This is a genomic window from Caballeronia sp. INDeC2, assembly GCF_023631325.1.
Taxonomy (GTDB): domain Bacteria; phylum Pseudomonadota; class Gammaproteobacteria; order Burkholderiales; family Burkholderiaceae; genus Caballeronia.
Genome location: NZ_JALQDG010000003.1, coordinates 867,617 through 893,849, shown reverse-complemented (window position 1 = coordinate 893,849; position 26,233 = coordinate 867,617). Strand labels below are relative to the sequence as shown.

At 63.6% G+C, this 26,233-nt stretch carries 23 protein-coding genes; 5 read left to right on the top strand and 18 right to left on the bottom strand.

All coding sequences use genetic code 11. The features are described 5' to 3' along the window. Positions 1-86: 86 nt before the first annotated feature. Together ppsA and NCS28_RS05985 are read right to left on the bottom strand one after the other, a co-directional pair. Positions 87-2,504, bottom strand: a complete 2,418-nt coding sequence (ppsA, locus tag NCS28_RS05990; RefSeq protein ID WP_250512920.1) for a phosphoenolpyruvate synthase — start codon at positions 2,502-2,504, stop codon at positions 87-89. A 44-nt stretch (positions 2,505-2,548) separates the two neighbouring features. Then, a complete protein-coding gene (locus tag NCS28_RS05985) occupies positions 2,549-2,890 on the bottom strand; it encodes a hypothetical protein (RefSeq protein ID WP_250512919.1) in 342 nt (113 codons plus the stop codon). Between the two features lie 100 nt (positions 2,891-2,990). Here NCS28_RS05985 and ppsR point away from each other — a divergent pair, with 100 nt between their 5' ends. Then, complete coding sequence (ppsR, locus tag NCS28_RS05980; protein WP_250512918.1) at positions 2,991-3,809, top strand: posphoenolpyruvate synthetase regulatory kinase/phosphorylase PpsR; 819 nt, start codon at positions 2,991-2,993, stop codon at positions 3,807-3,809. A 9-nt stretch (positions 3,810-3,818) separates the two neighbouring features. Here ppsR and NCS28_RS05975 read toward each other — a convergent pair whose 3' ends face one another. From NCS28_RS05975 to rpsB, 16 genes are all read right to left on the bottom strand, one after another. Beyond that, positions 3,819-4,595 carry a TrmH family RNA methyltransferase gene (locus tag NCS28_RS05975; protein ID WP_250512917.1) on the bottom strand — a complete coding sequence of 259 codons (777 nt, stop codon included), beginning with the start codon at positions 4,593-4,595 and terminating at the stop codon, positions 3,819-3,821. 25 nt (positions 4,596-4,620) lie between these two features. Continuing rightward, positions 4,621-5,322 (bottom strand): ribonuclease HII, encoded by a 702-nt coding sequence (rnhB, locus tag NCS28_RS05970; RefSeq protein ID WP_250512916.1) that lies wholly within the window; start codon positions 5,320-5,322, stop codon positions 4,621-4,623. Next, positions 5,322-6,488, bottom strand: coding sequence for a lipid-A-disaccharide synthase (gene lpxB, locus NCS28_RS05965; RefSeq protein ID WP_250512915.1), 1,167 nt, complete (start codon positions 6,486-6,488; stop codon positions 5,322-5,324). Before lpxB ends, rnhB begins: the two co-directional genes overlap by 1 nt. 12 nt (positions 6,489-6,500) lie before the next feature. After that, on the bottom strand, positions 6,501-7,289 hold the full coding sequence (lpxA, locus tag NCS28_RS05960) for an acyl-ACP--UDP-N-acetylglucosamine O-acyltransferase (protein ID WP_250512914.1): 789 nt from the start codon (positions 7,287-7,289) through the stop codon (positions 6,501-6,503). A 64-nt stretch (positions 7,290-7,353) separates the two neighbouring features. Continuing rightward, entirely contained in the window at positions 7,354-7,812 is a 459-nt protein-coding gene (gene fabZ / locus NCS28_RS05955) for a 3-hydroxyacyl-ACP dehydratase FabZ (protein ID WP_062258069.1), read from the bottom strand. Between the two features lie 123 nt (positions 7,813-7,935). Continuing rightward, positions 7,936-9,027: a UDP-3-O-(3-hydroxymyristoyl)glucosamine N-acyltransferase gene (gene lpxD, locus NCS28_RS05950; RefSeq protein ID WP_250513066.1), complete on the bottom strand. Its 1,092-nt coding sequence runs from the start codon at positions 9,025-9,027 to the stop codon at positions 7,936-7,938. Between the two features lie 28 nt (positions 9,028-9,055). After that, a complete protein-coding gene (locus NCS28_RS05945) occupies positions 9,056-9,562 on the bottom strand; it encodes an OmpH/Skp family outer membrane protein (protein ID WP_250513065.1) in 507 nt (168 codons plus the stop codon). A 103-nt stretch (positions 9,563-9,665) separates the two neighbouring features. Continuing rightward, positions 9,666-11,978, bottom strand: a complete 2,313-nt coding sequence (bamA, locus tag NCS28_RS05940; RefSeq protein ID WP_250512913.1) for an outer membrane protein assembly factor BamA — start codon at positions 11,976-11,978, stop codon at positions 9,666-9,668. Between the two features lie 77 nt (positions 11,979-12,055). Beyond that, a complete protein-coding gene (rseP, locus tag NCS28_RS05935; RefSeq protein ID WP_250512912.1) occupies positions 12,056-13,438 on the bottom strand; it encodes an RIP metalloprotease RseP in 1,383 nt (460 codons plus the stop codon). A gap of 7 nt (positions 13,439-13,445) precedes the next feature. Further along, entirely contained in the window at positions 13,446-14,663 is a 1,218-nt protein-coding gene (locus NCS28_RS05930; protein ID WP_250512911.1) for a 1-deoxy-D-xylulose-5-phosphate reductoisomerase, read from the bottom strand. 18 nt (positions 14,664-14,681) lie between these two features. Further along, positions 14,682-15,494 (bottom strand): phosphatidate cytidylyltransferase, encoded by an 813-nt coding sequence (locus tag NCS28_RS05925; protein WP_250512910.1) that lies wholly within the window; start codon positions 15,492-15,494, stop codon positions 14,682-14,684. Beyond that, on the bottom strand, positions 15,488-16,270 hold the full coding sequence (gene uppS / locus NCS28_RS05920; RefSeq protein ID WP_250512909.1) for a polyprenyl diphosphate synthase: 783 nt from the start codon (positions 16,268-16,270) through the stop codon (positions 15,488-15,490). The genes NCS28_RS05925 and uppS overlap by 7 nt, the downstream gene beginning before the upstream one ends. Positions 16,271-16,354: 84 nt before the next feature. Then, positions 16,355-16,915: a ribosome recycling factor gene (gene frr, locus NCS28_RS05915; protein ID WP_250512908.1), complete on the bottom strand. Its 561-nt coding sequence runs from the start codon at positions 16,913-16,915 to the stop codon at positions 16,355-16,357. 92 nt (positions 16,916-17,007) lie between these two features. Next, a complete protein-coding gene (pyrH, locus tag NCS28_RS05910; RefSeq protein ID WP_008350086.1) occupies positions 17,008-17,721 on the bottom strand; it encodes a UMP kinase in 714 nt (237 codons plus the stop codon). A 263-nt stretch (positions 17,722-17,984) separates the two neighbouring features. After that, positions 17,985-18,866, bottom strand: a complete 882-nt coding sequence (tsf, locus tag NCS28_RS05905) for a translation elongation factor Ts (RefSeq protein ID WP_250512907.1) — start codon at positions 18,864-18,866, stop codon at positions 17,985-17,987. 140 nt (positions 18,867-19,006) lie between these two features. Further along, the gene (rpsB, locus tag NCS28_RS05900; RefSeq protein ID WP_061117569.1) at positions 19,007-19,759 is read right to left on the bottom strand and encodes a 30S ribosomal protein S2; all 753 of its coding nucleotides are present in this window, start codon (positions 19,757-19,759) and stop codon (positions 19,007-19,009) included. Between the two features lie 371 nt (positions 19,760-20,130). Here rpsB and map point away from each other — a divergent pair, with 371 nt between their 5' ends. The 4 genes from map (at position 20,131) to NCS28_RS05880 (ending at position 26,208) form a co-directional block, all read left to right on the top strand. After that, positions 20,131-20,940 carry a type I methionyl aminopeptidase gene (map, locus tag NCS28_RS05895; protein WP_250512906.1) on the top strand — a complete coding sequence of 270 codons (810 nt, stop codon included), beginning with the start codon at positions 20,131-20,133 and terminating at the stop codon, positions 20,938-20,940. Positions 20,941-21,012: 72 nt separating this feature from the next. Then, a complete protein-coding gene (locus tag NCS28_RS05890; protein ID WP_250512905.1) occupies positions 21,013-23,598 on the top strand; it encodes a [protein-PII] uridylyltransferase in 2,586 nt (861 codons plus the stop codon). Positions 23,599-23,604: 6 nt separating this feature from the next. After that, a complete protein-coding gene (locus NCS28_RS33515) occupies positions 23,605-25,704 on the top strand; it encodes a pseudouridine synthase (RefSeq protein ID WP_250512904.1) in 2,100 nt (699 codons plus the stop codon). 180 nt (positions 25,705-25,884) lie between these two features. Next, positions 25,885-26,208: a hypothetical protein gene (locus tag NCS28_RS05880; protein ID WP_250512903.1), complete on the top strand. Its 324-nt coding sequence runs from the start codon at positions 25,885-25,887 to the stop codon at positions 26,206-26,208. Positions 26,209-26,233 lie beyond the last annotated feature (25 nt).

Below are 26,233 nucleotides of genomic sequence, written 5' to 3'. Positions count from 1 at the left end.
CCAAACGAAAACACCCCGGAGAAGTCCGGGGTGTTTTTATAGCACGCTCGCGCCTTTCCGAAAGCATCCGGAAAGGCGTTGCTGACTTATTTTGACAAGGTCTTCGCCAGTTGCTGCCATGTCTCGATGATCGTGTCCGGATTCAGCGACATCGATTCGATGCCCTGCTTCGCGAGCCACTCCGCGAGGTCCGGATGATCGGACGGACCCTGGCCGCAGATGCCGACGTACTTGTTCATCCTGAGACACGTTTCGATCGCGCGCTTGAGCATGAACAGCACCGCTTCATCGCGCTCGTCGAAGTCGGCTGCGAGCAGTTCCATGCCGGAATCGCGGTCGAGGCCGAGCGTCAGCTGCGTGAGATCGTTCGAGCCGATCGAGAAGCCGTCGAAGCGTTCGAGGAATTGCTCCGCGAGAATCGCGTTGGACGGCACTTCGCACATCATCACGAGCTTCAGATCGTTCTTGCCGCGTTCGAGACCGAACTTCTTCAGCAACTCGACGACGCGATCCGCCTGCTTCAGCGTGCGCACGAACGGCACCATGATCTGCACGTTGTCCAGACCCATCTCCTCGCGCACCTTCTTCAGCGCGATGCATTCCATATGGAACGCTTCGGCGAAGTCTTCCGCGATGTAGCGCGACGCGCCGCGGAAGCCGAGCATCGGATTCTCTTCGTCCGGCTCGTAGCGCGAACCGCCGATCAGCTTCTTGTACTCGTTCGACTTGAAGTCCGACAGACGCACGATGACGGGCTTCGGATAGAACGCCGCCGCGATCGTGGCGATGCCCTCCGTCAGCTTGTCGACATAGAACGCACGCGGCGACGCATGACCGCGCGCGACGCTCTCGACCGCCTTCTTCAGGTCGGCGTCGACGTTCGGATACTCCAGAATCGCCTTCGGATGCACGCCGATGTTGTTGTTGATGATGAACTCGAGCCGCGCGAGACCCACGCCCGCGTTCGGCAACTGCGAAAAGTCGAACGCGAGTTGCGGATTGCCGACGTTCATCATGATCTTGACCGGAATCTTCGGCAGCTCGCCGCGCTGCACTTCGGTCACTTCCGTTTCGAGCAGGCCGTCGTAGATCTTGCCTTCGTCGCCTTCCGCGCACGATACCGTGACGAGCGCGCCGTCCTTCAGCAAGTCCGTGGCGTCGCCGCAACCGACCACCGCCGGCACGCCCAGCTCACGCGCGATGATCGCCGCGTGACACGTACGGCCGCCGCGATTCGTCACGATGGCCGATGCGCGCTTCATCACCGGCTCCCAGTTCGGGTCGGTCATGTCGGCGACGAGCACGTCGCCCGGCTGCACGCGTTCCATTTCCGACGGATCGTGGATCACACGCACGGGGCCCGCGCCGATTTTTTGGCCGATCGCGCGGCCGGTCACGATCACGTTCGATTGCCCCTTGAGCTTGAAGCGCATCTCGGCCTTGCCGGACGCCTGGCTCTTGACCGTTTCCGGGCGCGCCTGGAGGATGAACAGCTTGCCGTCGCGGCCGTCCTTGCCCCACTCGATGTCCATCGGACGCTGATAGTGCTTCTCGATGATCACCGCGTACTTCGCGAGTTCGATCACGTCTTCGTCGGTGATCGAGAAGCGGTTGCGCTGCTCGTGCGGCACGTCGACGGTCTTCACGCGGCCCGCTTCTCCCGCCTTCGTGAATTCCATCTTGATGAGCTTCGAGCCGATCGAGCGGCGAATGATCGGATACTTGCCCTGTTCGAGCGTGGTCTTGAAAACGTGGAATTCGTCCGGATTCACCGCGCCCTGCACGACCGTCTCACCGAGGCCGTAACTCGACGTGATGAACACGGTTTCCTTGAAGCCCGATTCCGTGTCGATGGTGAACATCACGCCCGCCGCGCCGACGTCCGAGCGCACCATGCGCTGCACGCCCGCCGACAACGCGACTTCCGCATGCGTGAAGCCCTTGTGGACGCGATAGGAAATGGCGCGGTCGTTGTAGAGCGATGCAAACACGTGCTTCATGCGATCGAGGACGTCCTCGATGCCGACCACGTTCAGATAGCTTTCCTGCTGGCCCGCGAAGGATGCGTCCGGCAAGTCCTCGGCGGTCGCGGACGAGCGCACGGCGAACGAGAGCTCTTCGGGCGAGCCGTTCTGAAGAACTTCGAAGCCACGGCGGATTTCGTCTTCGAGACGCGGCTGCATCGGCGCGTCGACGATCCACTGGCGGATTTCCTTGCCGGCTTCGGCGAGCGATTTCACGTCGTCGACGTCGAGCGTCTCGAGACGCTTGGCGATGCGCTCGGTCAGGTCGTTGTGCTGGAGGAAGTCGCGGAATGCGAGCGCAGTTGTGGCAAAGCCCGTCGGCACACGAACGCCGGCTTCGGAAAGCTGGCTGATCATTTCGCCGAGCGACGCATTCTTGCCACCGACGATTTCCACGTCGGTCATTCGCAACTGCTCGAATGGAACTACATACGCCTGATCCTTTGCGACATCTTTCGCAACATTGACTGCGTTAGTCATACAAGCCCCTAAGGTGGATGGAATTCACGATCGCACGAGTGGGCTCATATGCGGCGGCGCTCATTGGAAGCGCGCACGCATCTCGTACAACCTGTTTGATAAACCATCGGGGCCGCGTCGCCGGAACCGGCGCGCGTTGCAAAAAGAAGCGGAACGTCTGAAATCTGCTCGAAACCGTGGGTTTTTGCTGCCAGAACCGACGAACCGACCGCGATTTGACGAAAATCCGAATCAATTTCTCCGCAATTGCTTATCGAACAGGTTGCCGCTATTCTACCGTGCCGATTCTCAAATTGTTTCGGCAGAGACAGTAATTCCACGGCAAAATCGAAGTCTTCACGCCGCTCGGTTCGCCGGCGCACACCGCTGGGCAACCAATGTAACACAGGCGCTTTCGTCCGCCGTGCCGGGCGTTCCCGCGGTCTATTTCGCGTGTTACCGTTTGAACGCGCCCGCCCCAACTCGTTCCCATTTGGTCTTTTGCCGATGCCGCCTTCCGTATTCATCGTTTCCGACGGGACCGGGATCACTGCCGAAACGTTCGCGCATTCGATCCTCGCCCAGTTCGATCAAAAGTTCCGGCTCGTGCGCGTGCCTTTCGTCGATTCGATCGACAAGGCCCGTGCGACCGTCGAGAAGATCAACGAGGTGGTGAAGCTCGATGGCCGCCGGCCGATCGTCTTCACTACGCTCGTCGACAGCGCGTCGAATGAAGTGGTCAAAGGCTGCAACGCGCTCGTCCTCGACATGTTCCAGACTTTCATCGAGCCGCTCGAACACGAACTGGAAATGAAGTCGACCCACGCGATGGGCCGCGTCCACCAGAACGCCGACACCGAGGAATACAAGAATCGCATCGAGGCGATCAACTTTTCGCTCGCGCACGACGACGGCCAGTCCAACCGCAATCTCGCCGACGCCGACGTCATTCTGGTCGGCGTATCGCGCAGCGGCAAGACGCCGACGAGCCTTTACCTGGCGATGCAATACGGCGTGAAGGCCGCGAACTATCCGCTGATTCCCGAAGACTTCGAGCGCGGCAAGCTGCCTACGCCCTTGCTCGAACATCGTTCGAAGATGTTCGGTCTGTCGATCGACCCGCAGCGGCTCGCGGAAATTCGCAACGAGCGGCGTCCGGGCAGCAAGTACGCGGCGCTGGAGAACTGCCGCTTCGAGATCAACGAAGCGGAAATGATGATGAAGCGCGAAGGCATAAAGTGGCTTTCGTCTACGCACAAGTCGATCGAGGAAATCGCCACGACGATCCTTCAGGAGATCAAGCCGGAACGGCCGTCGTATTACTGATTGTTTGGCTCAACGCTGCTGGCGGCACTGCTCGAAAAGACAGATCGCCGCCGCGGCCGCCACGTTGAGCGACTCCATGCCGCCCGGCTGCGGAATGGTCACGCGATGCGTCACGGCATCGCGCCAGATCTGCGACACACCCGAGCCTTCGTTGCCGAACACCCACGCCAGCGCCCCCGACAGATCGCAATCGTAGAGTGCGACTGCGCCGTGAGAATCGGTGATGGTGACGGGCAGGTCGAGCCGCCCGATCAAATCCGCGGAGTCCACGTCCTCGAAAATATCCAGCAGAAAGTGCGCGCCCATTCCCGAGCGCAGCACCTTCGATGACCACGCGTACGCGGTGCCCGGCGCGCAGAACACGCGCCTGATGCCCGCAGCCGCCGCGCTGCGCAGAATCGAGCCGACATTGCCCGCGTCCTGAATGCCGTCGAGGACCACGCACGTTTCAGCAACGCGCTCGGGCATCCCGGCATCGATCTTCTCGACGAGCAACAGCATGCCCACGCCATGCACGACGCTCGAAAGCTGTCCGAAGAGCGCGTCCGGCAACACGACGACACGCTTCTCCTCGATACGCGCGACGATTTCGCGCGCTTCTTCATGCGTGAGCGCGCCTTCGGTGACTACGCACGTTTCGGGCTGTCCCGCGGCATCGACATAAGCCGACGCCAGGTGCAGCCCTTCGAGCAGCGCATGGCCGCTGCGACGCTGCTGCGCGGTCGAGCCGGCCAGCGCCTTGATGCGCTTATAGAGCGGATTGTCCCGCGAAGTGATGGATTTCACGTTTGAATTGAGTGCCGAGTGCCGCTCAGAAGGCGCGCGCGTCCGGATCGTCTTCGGCTGTCGAGGCTGCGTGAAGCACTTCCGGCGCGATCTCGGGCAGCACCGAGCCGAACAGGAGATGCGCCTCGCGCACCGGCGCGAACGAACGCCGATGATGCTCGCACGGGCCATGCTGGCGCAGCGCCTTCAGATGCTGCGGCGTGCCGTAGCCGGAATGCGCATCGAAGCCGTACATCGGAAAGGTTTCGTGAAGCTCGACCAGCATGCGATCGCGCGTGACCTTCGCGAGAATCGATGCCGCCGAGATCTGCTTGATGAGCGCATCGCCGCCGATCACCGCTTCGGCGCGGATCGACAGCGTCGGACAGCGGTTGCCGTCGACCTTGACGAGCGTCGGCGCGACCGACAGCCCTTCCACCGCGCGCTTCATCGCGAGCATGCTCGCGTGCAGGATGTTGATCGTGTCGATTTCCTCGACGCTCGCCGACGCGACGCAATACGCGAGCGCGCGATCGACGATCTTCTCGTACAGCTCCTCGCGTCTTTTGGCAGTCAGCGCCTTGGAATCGTCGAGACCGTTGATGCGCGGCCTGGCGGGATCGAAGATCACCGCGGCGGCCACGACCGGGCCGGCCAGCGGACCGCGCCCCGCCTCGTCGACGCCGCAGACGATGTCGAAAGGTGAACTGAAATCGAGTCCTGCCTGAGCCGGCCGTTTCGCCGCCATTATCGGGGGCTCCGCTTTTCGAGCACGCGCGCGACCGCCTCGGCCGCCTTCTGCGACGTATTCTGACGCAGCGCGATGTGCATGTCGGTGAAGATCTCCGTCAGGGTACGGCGGTTGGCGTCGTCGTTCAACTGTTTCAGCGTGGCGTCGGCGAGCGCTTCGGGGGTCGCGAAATGCTGCAGGATTTCCGGCACCACGAAGCGGCCCGCCAGAATGTTCGGCAAACCGACATACGGCAGATAGCCCTGCCGCTTCATGATCTGACCCGTGAGCCAGGGCACCTTGTACGAAATGACCATCGGTTTCTTGAGCAGCGCCGCTTCCAGCGTTACCGTGCCGCTTTTCACGAGGATCGCGTCGGCGGCGGTCATCGCGGTTTGCGCGCGGCCGTCGGTGATCGTCAGCGACAGATGCGGATGCGCGTCTACGAGCGGCTGCAGCAGCGCGCGCAACGCCGGATTCGCGGCGGGCATCAGAAAGCGCACGCCGGGCTCGCGAAGCTGCATCAGTTCCATTGCGTCGAAGAAGGTCGGGCCGATCAGCGAAATTTCCGAGCGCCGGCTGCCCGGCAACACGGCGATCACCGGTCCGCCTTGCGCGATGCCGAGTTCGCGGCGCGCACCCATGACGTCGGGTTCGAGCGGGATTTCGTCGGCGAGCGGATGACCGACGTAGCTCGCCGACACGCCCGCTTTCTCCAGCAATGCGGTTTCGAACGGAAATACGCACAGCATGTGATCAACCGCTTTCGCGATCTTCTTGATGCGGCCGCCGCGCCATGCCCAGATCGACGGACACACGAAATGCACGGTCGGAATGCCCGCTTCGCGCAGCGGCTGTTCGAGGCCGAAATTGAAATCGGGCGCGTCCACGCCGATGAACACCGACGGCGGCTCCGCCAGCAACTGACGCTTGATCTCGTTGCGGATGCCGAGGATCTCGGGAATATGCTTCAGCGCTTCGACATAGCCGCGCACGGTCAGCTTGTCCATCGGCCAGTGCGCTTCGAAGCCTTCGGCCGTCATGCGCGGGCCGCCGATGCCGCTATAGCGCGTGCCTTCCGGCAAGGTTTGCGTGAGGCCCTTCAGCAGCGACGCCGCGAGCAGGTCGCCGGACGGCTCGCCCGCGACCATCGCGATGCGTGGCGGGTGGGTGATCAGGGTCATCGGGCAGCGTGTCTAGCGGATGATGCCGCGCTGCGACGCCGCGATGAAATCGGAGAATGCCGTGACCGCCTGGTCGCCCTCGCCGCCGGCCGTGCTCAGTTCCTTCAACTGCACCTTCGCCTCTTCGAGCGACAGACCGCTCTTGTAGACGATGCGATACGCCGAGCGCAGCGCGGAGATCGCCTCGGGCGTGAAGCCGCGGCGGCGCAGTCCTTCGACGTTGATGCCGTGCGGCTCCGCCTTGTTGCCGGCCGCGATCACGAAGGGCGGCACGTCCTGCACGAGCGCGGAAGCGCCGCCGAGCATCGAATGCGCGCCGATGCGCACGAACTGATGCACGCCCGACATGCCGCCGATGATCGCGTGATCGCCGACGAACACGTGCCCGGCCAGTTGCGCATTACTCGACATGATGACGTTGTCGCCCAACCGGCAGTCGTGGCCGACGTGCACGTACGCCATGATCCAGCAATCGCTACCGATCGAGGTCAGCCCCTGATCCTGCACCGTGCCCGTGTGCAGCGTCGTGAATTCGCGGATGGTGTTGCGGTCGCCGATTTCGAGGCGCGTCGGCTCGCCCTTGTACTTCATGTCCTGCGGACGGCCGCCGATCGACGCGTAATGGCCGATGCTGTTGTCGCGGCCGATCGTCGTGTGGCCTTCGATCACGCTGTGCGAGCCGACGGTCGTGCCCGCGCCGATCACGACGTGCGAACCGACGATCGCGTACGGCCCGATTTCGACGGACTCGTCGAGCTGGGCGCCCGGCTCGATGATCGCGGTTGGGTGAATCTTGCTCATGCGCATTTCGCCTATGCTGTTCGTGCTGCTTGTTACGATGAACGCGGGGTGAACGCAAATGCGCTCAGGCGTCCGTGCTCTTGACGGTACACATGAGCTCGGCCTCGGCGGCGGTCGCGCCATCGACCTCGGCGCGCGCCTTGAACTTCCAGATGCCTCGCATATACCGCTCGAAGTGGACGTTGAGGATCAGCTGATCGCCCGGCTCCACGACGCGCTTGAAGCGCGCGCCGTCGATGCCGACGAAGTAGTAGAGCGTATTGGTCGGATCGTGCGGCTCTTCCGCGAAGGTCAGGAGCGCTGCGGTCTGCGCGAGCGCTTCGAGAATCAGCACGCCCGGCATCACCGGCCGCGTCGGGAAGTGGCCCTGGAAGTACGGCTCGTTGATCGTCACGTTCTTCAACGCTTTGATGCTCTTGTGCGGCTCGAGTTCGAGCACGCGGTCCACGAGCAGGATCGGGTAGCGATGCGGCAGCAGCGTGAGGATCTTGTGGATGTCGAGATTGATTTTTTCTGTGCTCATGGTCGTTCTGCTCACGCGCGCGTCGGGCGCGGAAATTGGATGGCGGGTCGTATGGAACGCCCGCCCGGAATTGCTGTCTCGCTTCGGCGGCTTGCACAAGCCCGCTCTGCTCGGGGTGCTTGCTTATGCGCCGCCGCTCATAGCGTCACGCTTGCCCGCATCGGAGAGCGCCGTTTCCAGCGCCTTGATGCGCTCGCGCATCTTGTCCAGATTACGCATGATGGCCGCGCTCTTGTTCCAGTCGCCGTGCGGCACGGCCGGAAACGCGCTGGTATACATGCCGGGCTTCAGAAGCGACTTCGAGACACCCGATTGCGCCGTGACGATCACGTAATCCGTGAGCGTCACATGTCCCGCGATACCTACCGCCCCGCCGATCATGCAATGCTTGCCGATGTTCGTGCTGCCCGCGATGCCCGCGCAGCCGGCGATCACCGTATACGCGCCGATGCGGCAGTTGTGACCGATCTGCACGAGGTTGTCGATCTTCACGCATTCCTCGATGACGGTATCCGCCATCGCGCCGCGATCGATCGTCGTGTTCGCGCCGATTTCCACGTCGTCTGCAATATCCACCGCGCCTACCTGCGGAATCTTGACCCAGCTGCCGGTACGCGCATCGCCCTCGCCGACGAAATCCGGCGCGAAGCCGAAGCCGTCCGCGCCGATCACGGCGCCCGCGTGCACGATCACGCGCGCACCCAGCTTGCAGCCGTGATACACGGTGACGTTGGGATACAGATGCACGTCGTCGCCGAGCTTCACCCCGCGGCCGACAACCACGCCCGCATCCAGCTTCACGCGCTCGCCTACGACCGCGCCCGCTTCCACCGTCACGTGCGGTCCGATCACGGCGCTCGCCGCGACCTTCGCGTCCGGGTCGACGTAGGCGCTCGGATGCACGCCAGGCCTCGCTTTCGGTGTCGCCAGGTCGATGAACGCCTGGGCCACGCGCGCGAAATAAGCGTAGGGGTTCGGCGTGACGATGAAATTACTGCCCGCGCGATTCGTCACCTTTTCGAGGTCGCCCGGAGAAATCAGCACCGCGCCGGCGCGCGTCGTTTCGACTTGCGGCAGATATTTTTGATTCGCGAGAAACGCGAGTTGCGCGGAGCCGGCCTTGTCGAGGGGCGCGAGACTCCCGACCGCGTGCGCGCCGTCGCCGACCACCTCGCCGCCGAAGCGCTTCACCAGTTCGTCGAGCGTGATCGCCATGCCTGATGCCATCTCGTCTCAGTCCTCGTCAGTTCGGGCTCGTGAGCGAACCCGTGCCGGTCGCACCCGCGGCCAGCGCCTTCAGCACCTGATCGGTGATGTCGATGCGCGGGCTCACGTACACCGCCTCCTGCACGATCAGGTCGTAATGCTGCTGCTCGGCGATCTGCTTGATCACCTTGTTGGCCCGATCCAGCACCGCCGCGAGTTCCTCGTTGCGACGCTGGTTCAGGTCTTCACGGAACTCGCGCTGCTTGCGCTGAAAGTCGGCGTCGAGTTGCGCGAGGTCGCGCTGGCGCGCTGCGCGGTCCGTCGGCGACATCGATGAACCGTTTTTATCGATGTTGTCCGACATCGCCTTAAGGCGCTGCGCCATGTCCTGCAGCGCCTTGTCGCGCTTGGAGAATTCCTGCTCGAGCTTCGACTGAGCGGCTTTCGCCGCAGTCGATTCGCGCAGGATGCGGTCCGAATTGACCGCAGCGATGCGCGCTTCCTGAGCACTGGCGGACATCGCCGCGCCCAGGCCGAGAACCATCGACAACGCAAGCGCCAGCGCCCTATGTTTCGAATGCTTACCGGTTCCCAAAGTGTTCCTCACGTTACGTCTGAATGGATGAAGTTCGTGTCCAACGGGTGCCTTAGAAGGCCGTACCGATCTGGAACTGGAACTTCTGATACTGGTCGCCTTCGTGCTTCTGCAGCGGGAAGCCGAGGCTCAGCTTGAGCGGGCCGATCGGCGAGATCCACGCGAGACCAACCCCGTAGCCGTAGCGCAGGCCGTTCGCGCCGCCGCTCGTGCCGCCCTGGTTCGGATCGCCCCAGACGTTACCGGCATCGAGGAAGGTGAAGACGCGCAGCGTGCGGTCGTAGCCCGTGCCCGGAAGCGGGAACGTCAGCTCGATGTTGCCGACCGCCATGCGCGAACCGCCGATCGGGTCGTTCGTCTTCGCGTCGCGCGGACCCAGCGAGCTCGGCGAGTAGCCGCGCACCGAGCCGATACCGCCCGCATAGTAGTTCTTGAAGATCGGGTAGGTCTGGCCTTGCAAGCCCTTGCCGTAACCGCCCTGCAGGTTGAAGCCGAGCACGAAGCCGCGCGCGAACGAGTAGTAATACTGGAACTGCGCGTCGAACTTCGCGTACGTCGTATTGCCGAGCGGCGTGCCGTACTCTGCGTTCGACTGGATGTAGTAGCCGCGGCTCGGAACGAGCGCGCTGTCGCGATTGTCGCGCGACCAGCCCACCGTCAGCGGATAGTTGTTCACCACGCGGCCGAACTCGTTCACGTAGTTGATGTACGACTGCGGCGTGTTCGAGTCCACGTCCATCGTGTTCTGTTCGGCACCGACGCCGAAGAACACCGTGTCCTGCTCGGAGAACGGGATACCGAATTTTGTGTCCGCGCCCATTGTCACGATCTTGAAGCTCGAATCGGTCGAGTAGTACAGCGGCTGATACGTGCGGTAGTACGCGTCGGTGATGCGCTTGATGCCGTCGATCGTGAAGTACGGATCGACCTGCGTCACGGTCAGCGTGCGGTACGTCTTCGCGGTGTTCACGTTGACCGCGAGGCTCGTGCCCGAGCCGAACACGTTGTCCTGCGACACGCCCGCCGACAGCACCACCTTGTCCGTCGACGAAAAGCCCGCGCCCAGCGTGATCGCGCCGGTCGGCTTTTCCGCGACCTTCACGTCGACGTCGACCTGGTCGTTCGTGCCTTCGACGGGCGTCGTGGTGACGTCCACGTCGGTGAAGTAGCCGAGACGGTTGACCCGGTCCTTCGACAACGCGAGGCGGCTCGAATCGAACCACGAGCTTTCGAGCTGGCGCATTTCACGGCGCACCACTTCGTCGCGCGTGCGCGTATTGCCGACGATATTCACGCGCCGCACATACACGCGGCGGCTCGGGTCGACTTGCAGCGTGAGCGCCACGGTGTGGTTCGCCTGATCGATCTGCGGCTGCGCGTTGACCTGCGCGAACGCGTAACCGTATTCGCCGAGCTTGTCGACGATCGCTTTGGTCGTTGCCTGCAGCTTTTCGGCGGAGAAGCGCTCGCCCGGTTTGATCTTGATGAGCTTGTTGAGCTCGGCTTCGCGGTCGAGCAGATTGCCCGAAAGCTTGATGCTGCTGATCTTGTACGGCTCGCCTTCATGCACGGCGATCGTCAGATACATGTCCTTCTTGTCCGGCGAGATCGACACCTGCGTGGAGTCGATGCTGAACTCGAGGTAGCCGCGATTCAGATAGTACGAGCGCACGTTCTCGAGGTCGCCCGTGAGCTTTTCCTTCGCGTACAGATCGCTCTTCGTGTACCAGGAGAACCAGTTCGGCGTGGAGAGCTGCATTTCGCCGAGCAGCGTGCTCGAACTCACCGCCTTGTTGCCGACGAAGTTGATCTGGCGGATCTTGGCGCTCGGGCCTTCCGCGACCGAGAAAAGAATGGCGACGCGGTTGCGGTCGACCGGCGTCACCGTGGTCGTGACTTCCGCCGCGTAGTAGCCGCGCGTGAGGTACTGGCGCTTGAGCTCCTGCTCCGCCTTGTCGACGAGTGCCTTGTCGTACGAGCGGCCCTGCGACAGACCGACCGAGCGCAGCGCCTTCGTGAGGTTGTCCTTGTCGAACTCGTGCAGTCCTGCGAAATCGATGGCCGAGATGGCCGGGCGCTCCTGCACCTGCACGATCACCACGTTGCCTTCGGTGGCGATCTGAACGTCGTTGAAGAAGCCCGTCGCGTAGAGCGCGCGAATCGCTTCGGAGGCCTTGTCGTCGGTGAAGGTGTCGCCTTGCTTGATCGGCAGATAAGCGAACACGGAGCCCGGCTCGATGCGTTGGAGACCGTCGATCCGAATATCCTGCACGACGAACGGCGTGGTGGCGTGTGCCGCCATACCCGTTGCGGCGAGTGCCGCGGCCACAGCCGTCTTAGGAACAAAGCGATGAGGTTTGAACAACGTGCTTCCCCAGTATTTAAAGCTGCATTCGTTCCGGCGGTCGCTCGAAAGGCGCCGCCAGAAATTGTCAAAGTGGATCAAAAACGAATCAGACGAGCGAGGTCGTTGAACAGCGCGATCATCGACAGTGCGACGATGCAGACCAGGCCCGCCCTTTGCAGAACCAGCTGCCAGCGATCGGATACGGCCTTGCCGGTAACAGCTTCAACCAAATAATATAACAGATGCCCACCGTCCAATACCGGAATCGGTAACAAGTTCAACACTCCGAGACTGATGCTCACGAGTGCGAGAAACGACACGAAGGCCGCCACGCCGAGCCTTGCGCTCTTGCCCGCATAGTCGGCGATAGTGACCGGCCCCGAGAGATTCTTGAGCGATGCCTCGCCGACGACCATCCGCCCGAACATGCGCAGCGAATAGATGCTGATGTCCCACGTGCGGTTCACGCCGAGGCGCAAGCTTTCGAGCGGCCCGTAGCGCACGTCCACGGTCGGCAGTTGGTTCGCGAGCGCGGCGCCGATGCGGCCGATCTCCTTGCCCGTCGAAGCATCGTGCCTGAGATCCGGCACGATCTGCACGGATTCGCGCTTGCCGTTGCGCTCGATCAGGAGCGTGACGGGCTTCCCACCGTGCGCTTTCACGTAATCGATGAAGCTCGTCGCGTTATCGACGCTGCGGCCATCGATCGCACGCAGCATGTCGCCCGCCTTGAGCCCGCTCTTCTGCGCGGCGCTCCCGCCTTCGACGCCCGCGACTGTCAGCGTGCCGCCGCCCGGCGCGAAGCCGAGCTTGTCCATGAAGTCCTGATCGGCCTGCTCGTCCGTGATGCCCGCAACGCTCACCGGGAAGTCGAAGGTCCCGTCGTGCGTCTTCGCCGTCAGCACGATACGTCGATGATCGAACGATGCGTCGAGCAGCTTCCAGCGCAAATCGGACCAGGAGCGGATCGGATGCGTCTCGCCGCCTTGCGCGTCGCGCATCGACAGAACCGTCTCGCCGCCTTCGAAACCCGCGTGCGCCGCTGCCGTGTCGGGCGCGGGTTGCGAGACGATCGCGGCGGGCTCGGTCACGCCGCCCGCGAACACGGCGGAAAAAAGCACGATCGCGAGCACGAAGTTGGCGATGGGCCCCGCCGCGACGATCGCAATGCGCTTGGCGACGCTCTGGCGGTTGAACGCGCGCGGCAAGTCCTCGGCGGGAATGGTCTTACCGCTGTCGGGATCGATCTCGCGCTCGTCGAGCATCTTCACGTAACCGCCGAGCGGCAGCGCGGCGATCGTCCATTCGACGCCCGTCTTCTTGCTGACCCACTGCACGAGCGGCCTGCCGAAGCCGACCGAGAAACGCAGCACCTTCACGCCGCACAGTCGGGCGACGCTGTAGTGACCGAATTCGTGGACGACGACGAGTACGCCTATCGCAACGACGAAGGCGACGATTTCGGTCAAAAAGTTCATGACGGCCTCAATGGGCGATGGGTTCGGCGCCCGGCGCGCTCGCGGTGAGCTCAGCGACGAAACGGGATGCGAGACGGCGCGCGTTCGCATCGGCGGCGAGCACGTCCGCCAGCGTCGCGGCGCTCGTATTCGGCAGCGCGTTCAGCACGCGCTCGACCACGCCGCCGATCGCCATGAAGCCGATGCGGCGCTCCAGGAACGCTTCCACGGCGATTTCGTTGGCCGCGTTCAACGCCGCGCTCGCGATGCCGCCCGCTTCGAGCGCCTGGATGGCGAGCGCAAGGCACGGAAAACGCGCGAAATCGGGCTTTTCGAACGTGAGCGTCGCGATCTGCGCGAGATCGAGCGGCGCCACGCCCGAGTCAACGCGATCAGGATACGCCAGTGCGTGCGCGATCGGCGTGCGCATGTCCGGGTTGCCGAGTTGCGCGAGGACCGAGCCGTCGGCGTAGGAAACCATCGAATGAATCACGCTCTGCGGATGGATCAGCACCTCGATACGCGAACCCGGCAGATTGAAGAGCCAATGCGCCTCGATCACTTCGAGGCCCTTGTTCATCATCGTCGCGGAATCGACGGAAATCTTGCGGCCCATCGCCCAGTTCGGATGCTTGACGGCTTCCTCGGGCGTCACGTTTGCGAGCGTCGCCGGCTCGCGCGTGCGAAACGGGCCGCCCGACGCCGTCAGAATGATCTTCGAGACGCCGCCATGCAGCTTCGCTTCCTTGTCCGCGCAAGGCGGCAGGCACTGGAACACGGCGTTGTGCTCGCTGTCGACCGGCAGCAGGATCGCGCCGTTGTCGCGCACCGCGTCCATGAAAATCTGGCCGGACATCACGAGCGCTTCCTTGTTCGCGAGCAGGATGCGCTTGCCGGCGCGCGCCGCGGCGAGCGTGGGCGCGAGGCCCGCCGCGCCGACGATGGCCGCGACGACCGTATCGCACTGCGCCGCGTGCGCGACCTCGACGAGCGCTTGCGCGCCGTGCGTCACTTCGGTCTTGCAGCCCCGCGCGCGCAACGCGGCCGCGACGCGCGCGGCCGTTTCGGCGTCGCCGACGACCGCCACTTCGGGCTGGAATTTCAGGCACTGGGCGACGAGTTTGTCGCCGTTGCGATGCGCGGTGAGCGCATAGACCGAGAAGCGGTCCGGATGCCGCGCCACGACGTCGAGCGTACTGTCGCCGATCGAGCCCGTGGAGCCGAGCAGTGTGAGACGTGTTTGCATAAATTCTTCTCTAGCCGATTAGCCAAGCATGAGCAGTGCGATCGGCAATACCGGCAACAATGCGTCGATGCGGTCGAGGACGCCGCCGTGACCCGGCAACAGGCCGCTCGAATCCTTGACGCCGGCCTGGCGCTTCAGCAGCGACTCGAACAGGTCGCCGACCACGCTGAACGCGACCAGCACGGAAAGCGCGACGAACGAGCGATCCCAGCCGAGATATTCGACGAAGGCCGTAAATACGGTAGGCGCATAAAAGCCGGTGGCGGCGGCGAGCGCGCCGATGACGATGACGGCGAGCCACCCGCCGACGGCGCCCTCCCAGGTCTTGCCCGGGCTGATCGACGGAGCGAGTTTGTGGCGGCCGAGCGCTTTGCCGGCGAAGTATGCGCCTATGTCAGCCAGCCAGACTACTAGAAGAAGCGATAGCACGAATGCCACGCCCCGTGTGCGCGCGTCGACGACCGCATGCCAGCACGCCAGAAACACGACGATCCCCGCAAAAAGCAGGAACGCTCGCCACGCGTGAGCCGCCAGCGTCGGCTTGCGCAGCAACGCGTAGGGACCGGCGAGCACCCAGAAGATCGCGGCCATCTGGTACAGCGGCGTGGACTTGATCCCGAGAAACGTACTGATAATGAGCGCGAGCCCGGCGACGAGCGCGTATGCAACCGGCCCCGCTCCGTTCAGCTTGAGCAGACGCCCCCATTCCCAGGCCGCGAACACCACGACGAAACCGATGAGCGCCCCGAAGGCGCCGATCGGCGCGAACAGCGTGATCGGCACGAGTACCGCGAGCAGGACGATGGCCGTGATGACACGGGTTCTTAGCATGAAAGGGTGTCGGCCTTCTGCGATTGGGAAGCGAGTTGCGCGCTCGTGCGCCCGAAGCGGCGCTCGCGGTCGCCGTACGAAGCGATCGCGCGATCGAGCGCGTCGGCGTCGAAGTCGGGCCAGTAGGTATCTGTGAAATAAAACTCGGTGTACGCGAGCTGCCACAGCAGAAAATTGCTGATGCGCTGCTCGCCGCCCGTGCGGATGAAGAGATCCGGCTCCGGCGCATAGGCCATCGCGAGATGTTCGGCGAACGACTCGTCGTCCACGCGCGCGGGCACGCCGGCTTCGAGAGACTCTGCGATGAGCTTCTTCGTCGCCTGCATGATGTCCCAGCGCCCGCCGTAGTTGGCGGCGATGGTCAGCGTGAGGCGCGTGTTGCGGGCCGTCTTGCTCTCGGCGCGTTGAATCAGCGCGCGGATGCGGTCGTCGAACATGCTGATGTCGCCGACGACGCGCAGGCGGATGCCGTTCGCATGCAGCTTGCCGATCTCGCGCTCGAGCGCGGTGACGAAAAGGCGCATCAGGAAGGACACTTCGTCGGTCGGACGGCGCCAGTTCTCGGAGCTGAACGCAAAGAGCGTGACGAATTCGACGCCGCGTCGCGCGCAGCTTTCGACGGTCGCGCGGACCGCATCGACGCCGCGCGTATGACCGGCGACGCGCGGCAGGCGGCGCTCCGTCGCCCATCGGCCATTGCCGTCCATGATGATCGCGACGTGGCGCGGGACAGCCGCGACATCGGGCACGGTAACGGTAGAGCTGGTATAGGTCATGGCCGCTGAATCTGGGAATCTGAAAGAGTGAGAGCCAGCCCGAATATATAAACCCCCGGGGCCGGCGGAACCGTTTCTACGGCCTCACACCGTCATGATTTCGGATTCTTTGGTCTGAATGAGCTTGTCGATCTCGGCGACGAACTTGTCGGTGAGCTTCTGCACTTCCTCGCTCGCGCGGCGCTCGTCGTCTTCCGAGATCTCCTTGTCCTTGACGGATTTCTTCAGTTGATCATTCGCGTCGCGGCGCAAGTTGCGCACGGCGACCTTCGCGGTCTCGCCTTCGCTCTTCACGACTTTCACGAGTTCGCGGCGGCGCTCTTCGGTGAGCGCCGGCATCGGCACGCGGATCAGGTCGCCCTGCGTGGCCGGGTTCAGGCCGAGATCCGATTCGCGGATCGCTTTCTCGATCACCGCGACCATCTTCTTTTCCCACGGCTGCACGCCGATCGTGCGCGCATCGACGAGCGTCATGTTCGCGACCTGGGAGATGGGCACGTTCGAGCCGTAGTAATCGACCTGGATGTGGTCGAGCAGCCCGGTGTGGGCGCGGCCCGTGCGAATCTTGGCGAGATCGGCCTTGAACGCTTCGATCGACCGCTGCATCTTCTGGTCGACGCTTTTCTTGATGTCAGCCACACTCATTTTGAACCTCCAAACCTGGGTTTTACCGGCGATGACGGCGCATCCCGCGCGAGGCTTCCCGCCCGTCGCGCGGCGCCTGATATCGCGAGAGTTTACACGTGGACGAGGGTCCCTTCGTCGTCGCCTTGCACGATGCGCTTCAATGCGCCCGGCTTCGTGATCGAGAACACGCGAATCGGCAGCTTCTGGTCGCGACATAGGGCGAACGCAGTGGCGTCCATCACCTGAAGATTCTTGCCGATTGCCTCGTCGAAGCTGATCGTGCTGTAGCGCGTCGCGTGCGGATCCTTCTTCGGGTCGGCGGAGTATACGCCATCGACCTTCGTCGCCTTCAACACCACTTCGGCGCCGATTTCCGAGCCACGCAGCGCGGCCGCCGTGTCCGTCGTGAAGAACGGATTGCCCGTGCCGGCCGCGAAGATCACGACCTTGCCCTCTTCGAGCTGGCGAATCGCGCGCGGGCGGATGTACGGCTCGACCACCTGATCCATGCGCAGCGCCGACTGCACGCGCGCTTCGATGCCCGCGTGGCGCATGGCGTCCTGCAGCGCCAGCGCGTTCATCATCGTGGCGAGCATGCCCATGTAGTCGGCCGTCGCGCGATCCATGCCGGCCGCGCCACCCGCCACACCGCGGAAGATATTCCCGCCGCCGATGACGACGGCAAGCTGGGTCCCGATCCGCACCACCTCCGCGACATCCGCCACCATCCTTTCGATCGTTGCGCGATTGATGCCGAAAGCATCGTCGCCCATGAGGGCTTCGCCGGAGAGTTTGAGGAGTACGCGTTTGTAGGCTGTGGGCATGTGAGTTTCCGATCGCGCCGAGGAGGGTTGCAACAACGTAGAACTGTAGGGGTGAAACATTACTTACCGCAAACGGGCCGGATCGGGCGGCGGGCGCGGTAGATCAGGGTTTACCCCCAGTCTACCGCGCCCGCTGCTTGTGCGATCCGAATCGCTGAACGCTTGCGGCGGGATCTTCCGCCGCGGGTCCTGCTAACTCGGCACGCCGCTGCGTCATGACAGCACACGCGCCTTAAGCGAGCCTTAGCGAAGCTTGGCGAGTCTTATGACTGCTTGGCCGCCGCGACTTGCGCCGCGACTTCTGCCGCGAAGTCGTCCTGACGCTTCTCGATGCCCTCGCCGACCACGAACAGCGCGAACTTCTGCACGGATGCGTTGCCGGCCTTGAGCATCTGCTCGATCGTCTGCTTGTCGTTCTTCACGAACGGCTGGTTCAGCAGCGACACTTCCTTCAGGTACTTCTGGATCGAGCCGTCGACCATCTTCGCGACGATCTCGGCCGGCTTGCCCGATTCAGCGGCCTTCTGCTCGGCGATGCTGCGCTCCTTGGCGATCAGATCGGCCGGCACTTCGTCCGACGACAGCGAAACCGGCTTCATCGCGGCGACGTGCATCGCGACGTCCTTGCCGATTTGCTCGTCCGCGCCGGTGAACTCGACCAGCACGCCGATGCGCGTGCCGTGCAGGTACGACGCGATCTTGTTGGCGGTTTCGAAGCGCACGAAACGGCGGATCGACAGGTTTTCGCCGATCTTGCCGACAAGCGCGAGACGCACCGCGTCGACCGTCGAGCTTTCGAGCGGCAGCGCCGACAGGGCTGCGACGTCGGCCGGGTTTTGTTTCGCCACGAGTTCGGCGATCGTCTTGCCGAATGCCATGAAGTCGTCGTTCTTCGCGACGAAGTCGGTTTCGCAGTTCAGTTCGACGAGCGCGCCCACTCCGCCTTCGACGTGCGCCGTCACGATGCCTTCGGCCGTCACGCGCGATGCCGCCTTGCTCGCCTTGTTGCCGAGCTTCACGCGCAGCAGCTCTTCCGCGCGCGCCATGTCGCCGTCGGCTTCCGTCAGCGCCTTCTTGCATTCCATCATCGGCGCATCGGTCTTCGCGCGCAGTTCTGCCACCATGCTTGCGGTAATTGCCGCCATCATTCGCTCCTTGAGTCTGTTTGATACGTGCCGCCGGCCTTACGACTCGCCCACGGCAGGAAAATAGGCATTTCTATCGCTTCGACTAAAAAAAAGGGGCCTTTCGCAAAGCCCCCTTTTTTGTCGGCCACAGGGCTCGATTACGCCTCTGCGTTGACCTCGACGAACTCGTCGCCTTCGCCGTTACGGACGGCCTGGACCACGTCGTTCACCGCGTTTGCGCGGCCTTCGAGGATCGCGTCAGCCACGCCCTGAGCGTACAGCGACACAGCCTTCGAGGCGTCGTCGTTGCCCGGGATCACGTAGTCGATGCCTTCCGGCGAGTGGTTCGTGTCGACCACGGCGATGACCGGAATACCGAGCTTCTTCGCTTCGGTCACGGCAATCTTGTGGTAGCCGACGTCGATCACGAAGATCGCGTCCGGAATGCCGCCCATGTCCTTCACGCCGCCGATCGACTTTTGCAGCTTGGCGATTTCGCGTTCGAACAGAAGCGCTTCCTTCTTGCTCATGCGCTCGGTTTCACCCGATTCGACAGCCGCTTCCATGTCCTTCAGGCGCTTGATCGAGACCTTCAGCGTCTTGAAGTTCGTCAGCATGCCGCCGAGCCAGCGGGCGTTGACGAACGGCATACCGGCGCGCGCTGCTTCCTGCGCGATGGTGTCGCGCGACTGGCGCTTCGTGCCGACGAAGAGAATCGTGCCGCGGTTCGCTGCCAACTGGCGCACATACTTCAGCGCGTCGTTGTAGAGCGGGAGCGTCTTTTCGAGGTTGATGATGTGAATCTTGTTGCGATGACCGAAGATGTACGGGGCCATCTTGGGGTTCCAGAAGCGCGTTTGGTGACCGAAGTGGACACCGGCTTCCAGCATTTGACGCATCGTGACTGCCATGAAATTCTCCGCGAGGGTTGGGTCTTAAGCCGGCTGCCGCATCCTGCGCCCGGGCTTTTTGCTTGCCGGACGCCGGACACCCTGGGTGCGCCGGCTTGCGTATCGACTTGAGACGAGTATCAAAGCCGTATTCCGTAAGGCGTGTCATATCAAATCATGACGCCAATATAGATTACGACTCAGCCTTCGAGTATAGCATGTGAGGATTGGTCGGCTCAAGCCGCGCGACCGATCCGAACGTCGCGCGCGTTTCGGCCAGCCACCTTGGCGCCGCGCCGCCCGGCCAAACTAACCGGGTGCGGCGCATTTCTTAAGGTGCGATAATGCCGCTTTCGCGGCTCACTCCGCACCCACGCATTTCGGGCCTAGTCATGTCCATTACGCTGAAAAACGACCACGATATCGCGCAGATGCGCGTCGCCTGCCGGCTCGCCAGCGAAGTGCTCGATTTCATCACGCCGCATATCGTTCCCGGCGTGACGACCGAGGAACTCGATCGTCTCTGTCACGAATATATGGTGAAGGAACAGGGCACCGTTCCCGCACCGCTCAATTATCAGCCGCCCGGCTACCCGCCGTATCCGAAGGCCACGTGCATCTCGGTGAACGACGTGATCTGCCACGGCATCCCCGGCGAAAAAGTGCTGAAGAACGGCGATGCGCTGAATATCGACATCACCGTCATCAAGAACGGCTATTTCGGCGATACGAGCCGCATGTTCATTGTCGGCGAAGGCTCGATCCTGGCGAAACGCCTCGTTCAGACCACGTTCGACTGCATGTGGCTCGGCATCGATCAGGTGCGACCCGGCGCGCATCTGGGCGATATCGGCGCGGCGATTCAGAAGCACGCCGAAGCGCAAGGCTACAGCGTCGTGCGGGAATACTGCGGCCACGGCATCGGACAGGTTTTCCACGAGGAGCCGCAAGTGCTGCACTACGGCCGTCCGGGCACGGGCATCGAATTACAGGCCGGCATGATCTTTACCGTCGAGCCGATGATCAACGCGGGCCGCCGCGAAATCCGCACCATGCCGGACCAGTGGACCGTCAAGACGCGCGACCGCAGCCTCTCGGCGCAATGGGAGCACACGGTGCTCGTCACGCCGACGGGCTACGACGTGCTGACCGTCTCGGCGGGCACGCAGTCGCCATCGCAACTGATCGCCGCGACGGCCTGATATCGCACCTCTTCGTGCTCGTCGTGCATGCACGCGGGCGCATCTCTCTGTCGTCCTCGCCACTTTCCTTCCATGAGCGTAACCGCCGCCGTCGCCACGCCCTGTGAAACGCTGCGCGCTGCCTACAAGGCTGCGAAGGCGGCGCTCATCGAACGCTTCGGGGCGGCGTCGAACGTCGAACCGCTGATGCACGCGCTCGGCCGCGCCACCGACGACGCTCTCAAGGGCGCGTGGGCCGCCTGCGACATGCCGGACGGCGCGACGCTCGTCGCGGTCGGCGGTTATGGGCGCGGCGAGCTCGCGCCCTATTCCGACGTCGATATCCTCGTGCTTCTTCCCGAGACGTCGGCGCAAACCAGCGATATTGACCTGAACGGCCGCGTCGAGCGTTTCATCGGGATGGCGTGGGATCTGGGACTCGATATCGGCAGCAGCGTGCGCTCGGTCGAGCAATGCATCGCCGAGGCCGGCAACGACATCACCGTGCAAACCTCGCTGCTCGAAGCGCGGCGCATTTGCGGAGACATGGCGCTCTTTCAGCGCTTTGCCGCGCGCTATCGCGAGACGCTCGATCCGCGCGCGTTCTTCCAGGCGAAAGTGCTGGAAATGCGCCAGCGTCACGCGAAGTTCCAGGACACGCCCTACAGCCTCGAACCGAACATCAAGGAAAGCCCCGGCGGCCTGCGCGATCTGCAACTGATTCTGTGGATCGCGCGCGCGGCGGGCTTCGGCAGCAGCTGGCGCGAACTCGATGCGCGCGGGCTCATCACCGAGCGCGAAGCGCGCGAACTGCGCCGCAACGAAGGCTTTCTGAAAGCGCTGCGCGCGCGGCTGCACGTGATCGCGAAGCGCCGTCAGGACATTCTCGTGTTCGATCTGCAGACGCCGCTCGCCGAAAGCTTCGGCTTCAAGGCGACAACGGCCAAGCGTGCGAGCGAGCAACTGATGCGCCGCTACTACTGGGCGGCGAAGGCGGTCACGCAGCTCGCGACCATCCTGATCCAGAATGTGGAGGCACAGCTTTTCCCGTCGACGAGCGGCATCACGCGCGTCATTTCCGGGCGCTTCGTCGAGAAGCAAGGCATGCTGGAAATCGCCCGCGACGATGTGTTCGAGCGCGAGCCGCACGCGATTCTCGAAGCGTTCCTGCTATACGAACAGACGCGCGGCATCAAGGGATTTTCCGCGCGTACGCTGCGGGCGATCTACAACGCACGCGATCTGATGGACCGCGACTGGCGGCGCGACCCGGAGAATCGCCGGCTTTTCATGGAGATCCTCAAGCAGCCCGAAGGCATCACGCATGCGTTTCGCCTGATGAACCAGACGAGCGTGCTCGGGCGCTATCTGCTGAACTTCCGGCGCATCGTCGGGCAGATGCAGCACGATCTCTATCACGTTTACACCGTCGATCAGCACATCCTGATGGTGCTGCGCAACCTGCGGCGCTTCGCGATCGCCGAGCATGCGCACGAGTATCCGTTCTGCAGCCAGTTGATGGGCAACTTCGAGCGTCCGTGGGTGCTTTACGTCGCGGCGCTCTTCCACGATATCGCGAAGGGCCGCGGCGGCGATCATTCGACGCTCGGCATGGCCGACGCCCGGCGTTTCTGCCGCGAGCACGACATCGGCGCCGAAGATACCGAGCTCGTCATCTGGCTCGTGCAGCAGCATCTGACGATGAGCCAGGTCGCGCAAAAGCAGGACACGAGCGATCCGGAAGTCATCAAGCAGTTTGCGTCGGTGGTAAAGACGGAGAGGCGGCTCACCGCGCTTTACCTTTTGACCGTCGCCGATATCCGCGGCACGAGTCCGAAAGTCTGGAACAACTGGAAAGGCAAGCTTCTCGAAGACCTGTTCCGTGCGACGCAGGCGGTGCTCGGCGGGGCGCAGCCGGATGCGCATTCGGAGCTCAAGTCGCGCCAGGAAGCGGCGCTCGCGCTGCTGCGGCTGGAAACCGTGCCGGAGCACGCGCAAAAGCGCCTGTGGGATCAGCTCGACGTCGGCTATTTCCTGCGCCACGATCCGGCCGACATCGCGTGGCAGACGCGCGTGCTCTACCGGCACGTAGAGAGCGACGAGCCGATCGTGCGCGCGCGGCCCTCGCCCATCGGCGCGGCGTTGCAGGTGCTCGTGTACGTGAAGGATCGGCCCGATCTTTTCGCCGGCATCTGCGCGTATTTCGACAAGAACGGTCTCTCCGTGCTCGATGCGCGCGTGACGACGACCCGCCACGGCTACGCGCTCGATAACTTCCTCGTCGCCCATCCGGATCACGATGGAAGTTATCGCGACATCGCCAATCTCGTCGAGCAGCAACTGGCCGCGCTGCTCGCGGACGAGCGCATTTTGCCGGAACCGTCGAAGGGCCGTGTATCGCGGCTCGTGCGCACGTTTCCGATCACGCCGCGTGTGGACCTGCGTCCCGACGACCGCGGCCAGTACTACATCCTGTCAGTGTCGGCCAACGACCGGCAGGGCCTTCTTTATTCCATCGCGCGCGTTCTGGCGCAACACCGGATCGGCGTGCAGGCGGCACGGATCAACACGCTCGGCGAACGCGTCGAGGATGTGTTCCTGCTCGACGGCAAGAGCCTGTCGAACAACCGCACGCAGATCCAGGTGGAAACCGAGTTGCTGCGCGCGATCGCAGCCTGAGACTTTATGCGCGTCAAACTGACAGCCAAACATCCGCGTCCCACTTCGGCGACGCGTTCACCGGTGCGAACCGGCACGGCCACCGGGCGCAAGCCTGTTCGCCCAACCGCGCCGGAAGAGGCGCGCCCGAAGCGTGCGAACCAGCCGACGACCGATAAGCGCGAAGCACGCGCGTTCAAGCCGCGGGGGGATGATTCACGGCCTGCGTTTGGGGATCGTGGGCCGCGGAAGTCGTTCGAAGGACGGCCGCCTTCACGCGGCGAGCGTCCAGCGGGTGGCGACGAACGTCGACCGTTCAAGCCGCGCGGCGATGATTCGCGGCCTTCTTATGGCGATCGTGGTCCGCGTAAATCGTTCGAAGGGCGGTCGCCGGTGCGTGGCGAGCGGGCAGCCGGCAGCGACGAGCGCCGCCCGTTCAAACCGCGCGGTGGCGATTCGCGCCCCGCGTTCAGCGATCGTGGTCCGCGTAGATCGTTCGAAGACCGTCCGCCTTCACGCGGCGAGCGTCCGGCGGGCGGCGACGAGCGTCGCCCTTTCAAACCGCGCGGTGGCGACTCCCGTCCTTCTTTTGGCGAGCGTGGTCCGCACAGGTCGTTCGACGACCGTCAGCCGTCACACGGCGAGCGCCCGGCGGGCAGCGACGAACGTCGGCCGTTCAAACCGCGTGGCGATGATTCGCGTCCCGCCTACGGCGATCGCGGTCCGCGCAAGCCGTTCGAAGACCGGCCGCCTGCGCGCGGCGAGCGCCCATCGGGCAGCGACGAACGTCGCCCGTTCAAACCACGCGGCGACGATTCGCGCCCCGCGTTCGGCGATCGGGGTCCGCGTAGATCGTTCGAAGACCGTCCGCCTTCACGCGGCGAACGTCCATCGGGCGGCGACGAACGTCGCCCGTTCAAACCACGCGGCGACGATTCGCGCCCCGCGTTCGGCGATCGCGGCCCGCGTAAATCGTTCGAAGGCCGTCCGCCGGCACGCGGCGAACGCCCATCGGGCAGCGACGAACGTCGCCCATTTAAACCACGCGGCGACGATTCGCGCCCCGCGTTCGGCGATCGCGACCCGCGTAAATCGTTCGAAGGCCGTCCGCCGGCACGCGGCGAACGCCCATCGGGCGGCGACGAACGTCGCCCGTTCAAACCACGCGGCGACGATTCGCGCCCCGCATTCGGCGATCGCGGCCCGCGAAAATCGACTGGGGATCGCCCGTTCAAACCGAGCGACAATCGCACTTCGGGAGCGCGCCCCCCACGCCGCGACGACGACCGCCCGTTCACCAAACGCGACGAGCGCGCCGAAGCGGACAAACCTGCACTCGAGTCCGCACCCAAACACCGCGACCACAACGACGGCCTCGTACGCCTATCCAAAGTGATGTCGGAACTAGGCCTCTGCTCGCGCCGCGAAGCCGACGAATGGATCGAGAAAGGCTGGGTGCTCGTCGACGGTGAAGTCATCGACACGCTCGGCACGCGCATCCGTCCGACGCAGAACGTCGAGATCCTCCCCGCCGCGCGTTCGGCACAGTCGCAGCTCGTCACGATCCTGCTGCACAAGCCTGTCGGCTACGTGTCGGGCCAAGCGGAAGACGGCTACGAACCCGCAGTCACGCTCATCAACCCGGCCAATCACTGGGACGAAGATCGCTCGGGCATCCGTTTCGCGCCGGGACATTTGCGCACGCTCGCGCCGGCGGGCCGTCTCGACATCGATTCGACCGGGCTTCTCGTGCTGACGCAAGACGGCCGCATCGCGAAGCAACTGATCGGCGGACACTCTGAAGTCGATAAGGAATACCTCGTGCGCGTGCGCTTCGGCGAGCACACGGTCGATGTCGAGCAACACCTGCCTGCGGAGAAACTCGCGCTTCTGCGTCACGGCCTCGAACTCGACGGCGTGCCGCTCAAGACGGCGCAAGTGAGCTGGCAGAACGGCGAACAGCTTCGCTTCGTGCTGCGCGAAGGCAAAAAACGGCAGATTCGCCGGATGTGTGAACTGGTCGGGCTGGATGTCGTCGGCCTGAAGCGCATCCGCATGGGCCGCGTCACGCTCGGCGCGTTGCCGGCCGGTCAATGGCGCTATCTCGCCCAGGACGAGACCTTCTGAGCAAACCGGACAGTCCCGACGCACGTCCGATAGAACGTGCGTGGGACGTCTGTTGCGTCGCAAAAATACGACGTTCCAGCGAAAAAATCGGCACGATGCAATTCCGGTCGTGCCTTTTCATTTTCAGCCGCTTTTTGACTAAAGAAAATGAATCGTCGATCCGTTACACCGGTCAGGCGGATGCGCATTACGAACGGCCTCGCCGTTCAGATGGACAGCAACAGGATCAGCAGCATTGAAACGACATTGATGGATGGAGAATTGGCCATGTCAGTTGAGATCATCGTTCGTGAGACAGGGACCGGTCTGGAGATCGTGAGCGGCCGACGACGGCTCGAAGCCCTGCTCGCCTTGCGCGACGAAGTCGTGGTGATGAGCCCCGGCGTCGGGGAGATGGTCATCGCCCGCCTGCCCGACGGACGCCTCCAGGCATCGGCGAATCCGGAGCACGTCGTCCTGTTCCGTCAGCCGGAAATCAGCGGCAACTCGAGGACGTTCGCATAAAAAAAGGCCGCTTCTGCCGAAGCGG